This is a genomic window from Barnesiella sp., from assembly GCF_022723415.1.
In the GTDB taxonomy this organism is placed as follows: Bacteria; Bacteroidota; Bacteroidia; order Bacteroidales; family Barnesiellaceae; genus Barnesiella; species Barnesiella intestinihominis.
Map to the genome: position 1 here is coordinate 1 of NZ_JAIJHU010000114.1, position 2,488 is coordinate 2,488.

Consider the following 2,488-nt stretch of genomic DNA (forward strand, 5'->3'; position numbering starts at 1 on the left):
GTATTGACATGGGAGTTGATATGGTTGAATTGGATTTGAAAAAGACGAAAGACGGAGAACTTATCTTGATGCATGACGGAACTTTAGATCGTACAACCAATGGTACAGGAAAACCTGAAGATTATACGCTGGCAGAACTCAAAAAACTTCGTTTGAAAAATGGTGCAGGCTGCCGTACCCGTCATCAGATTCCTACACTTAGGGAAACTATGCTACTTTGCAAGGGAAAGATTCTTGTGAATGTGGATAAAGGGTACGAGTATTTTGAAGATGTGCAAAAGATTCTTGAAGAAACGGGTACTGCTAATCAATGTGTAGTCAAGGAAAGGTTGCCTTACCAGACCGTAAAAGAGCAACATGGCAATATTTTGGATAAAGTAATATTCATGCCTAAGGCTGACTTGTGCCGGGCTGATGCAGAAAGTATTATAGACAGTTATCTGCAGAATATGAAGCCTTTGGCTTTCGAGGTCAGGTTCTCTCAGGTAGATGATCAGGTTTTACGTCTTGTGAAAAAGCTAAGAGACAATGGCATTCAGGTGTTTGTCAACGCCTTGTGGCCAGCGCAGAATGCGGGACATGATGATGATAGAGCCGTAGAGCTTCGCCAGCCGGATGAGAGCTGGGGATGGCTTGTTCAACAAGGTTTCAAACTTATCCAAACTGACCGTCCTGCGTTGCTTCTCGAATATTTGAGAGTGAAGAATCTTCACAAGTAGTTTTAGGTTTCATTATATATTTCAAATAGTTGATTGTGTTAGGATAGTTGTGCATGCTTACGGTGGTAAGTCATGCACAACTTAAAAAACTCTGACTCATGTTGCTTTCTTGGATATGTATTGGAATTCAATCTCTCATTTATAATAACTAAAAAATATGTTTAAGAAAATAATTGATTTTTATAAAGTTTCCGAACCAGTAGCATGTGAAAACATGAGTGAGGAGGAAAGTGCCAAGAAACTCAAGAGATTGCAATGGGCAACTTTCCTTTCTGCTACTATCGGTTATGGTACTTACTATGTTTGCCGATTGAGCTTGAATGTAATCAAAAAGCCAATTGTGGATAATGGTGTTTTCTCTGAGACAGAGTTGGGTATTATCGGTTCTGTTCTCTTCTTCACTTATGCTATCGGTAAGTTTACCAATGGCTTTCTTGCTGACAGAAGCAACATCAAGCGATTGATGTCAACAGGTCTGTTGGTTACAGCTTTGGTCAACTTGATTTTGGGCTTTACCCATTCCTTTATACTTTTCGCAGTATTATGGGGTTTGAGCGGTTGGTTCCAGTCTATGGGTGCTGCTTCTTGCGTGGTAGGTCTTTCCAGATGGTTTACAGATAAGAACCGAGGCACGTTCTACGGCTTTTGGAGTGCCAGCCATAATATTGGTGAGGCTATGACTTTCATCTTTGTGGCTTCTATTGTAAGTGCATTTGGATGGCAATATGGTTTTATCGGTGCTGCCGTGGTAGGTATTGCCGGTGTGGTACTGTTGTTGACATTCTTCCACGATACTCCTGCCAGCAAGGGAGTTTCGCTCCCTGGTGCACAGGTGATAGAGAAAAAGCAGCAGGATACGGCTTCTTATAATAAGGCGCAGAAAGCTGTGCTGAAGAATCCTTTGATCTGGGTCTTGGCTTTGAGTAGTGCCTTCATGTATATTAGCCGTTATGCGGTAAATAGCTGGGGTATTTTCTATCTGGAAAATGAGAAGGGTTACTCTACCATTGATGCAAGTTTTATCATTTCTATCAACTCTGTTCTCGGTATTGTAGGTACTGTGACATCTGGTTTGTTATCTGATAAGGTATTTAAGGGCAACCGCTATTTGCCTGCAGTTATCTTTGGATTGTTGAATGCTTTAGCTCTTTGTCTGTTCCTTCTGGTTCCTGGTCATCAGCTTTGGGTAGATGTTACTGCCATGATTCTCTTCGGTTTGAGTATCGGTGTATTGCTCTGCTTCCTTGGCGGTTTGATGGCTGTGGATATTGCTCCTAAGAATGCTTCTGGTGCTGCTCTTGGTGTTGTCGGTGTTGCAAGTTATGTTGGTGCTGGTATTCAAGATATCATGAGCGGTTTACTCATAGAGGGTAATAAGCAGATTGTGAATGGAGTGGATTGTTACGACTTCACTTATATCAATTATTTCTGGATAGGTGCAGCTTTAATGTCTGTTCTCATGACAAGTATAGTTTGGAAAGCCAAACCCAAAAAGACAAGTGTTTAAAGTTTTTTAGGGTCATGAAAGTTACCTATAGTGATAGGATAATTTTCATGACCATTTTTTTAGAAGAGGAAACTTATGAAGGGGAAGTTTTCTTTTATTTCCTTCCGAAGTCGGCTGGGATTTCGCCCCAAGTCTTGGTATCCCATTTCAAAATAGGGATGGTAACCTGGTGGGTGCGGAGCCAGTTCTCTGCGCGGGCTATGATCTGATGGAGCTGCGCAGTCTGGGGAGTATGCTCCAACTTGGTCTTGCATTGTTTCTT

At 41.6% G+C, this 2,488-nt stretch carries 3 protein-coding genes; 2 read left to right on the forward strand and 1 reads right to left on the reverse strand.

The window, feature by feature from the left end; all coding sequences use genetic code 11:
* Together QVD32_RS12810 and QVD32_RS12815 are read left to right on the forward strand one after the other, a co-directional pair.
* Positions 1 to 719, forward strand: a 719-nt coding sequence (locus QVD32_RS12810) for a glycerophosphodiester phosphodiesterase family protein (protein WP_287710333.1), incomplete at its 5' end; no start/stop codon positions are given.
* 157 nt (positions 720 to 876) lie between these two features.
* Complete coding sequence (locus QVD32_RS12815) at positions 877 to 2,226, forward strand: MFS transporter (protein ID WP_287710334.1); 1,350 nt, start codon at positions 877 to 879, stop codon at positions 2,224 to 2,226.
* 94 nt (positions 2,227 to 2,320) lie between these two features.
* Here QVD32_RS12815 and QVD32_RS12820 read toward each other — a convergent pair.
* The coding region (locus tag QVD32_RS12820) for a ribonuclease H family protein (RefSeq protein WP_502795843.1) at positions 2,321 to 2,488 on the reverse strand (168 nt) is incomplete at its 5' end.

What these genes read in the sequence shown, in the direction of transcription:
- QVD32_RS12815 (WP_287710334.1), top strand. Translation starts at nt 877, where the DNA reads ATGTTTAAGAAAATAATTGATTTTTATAAAGTTTCCGAACCAGTAGCA.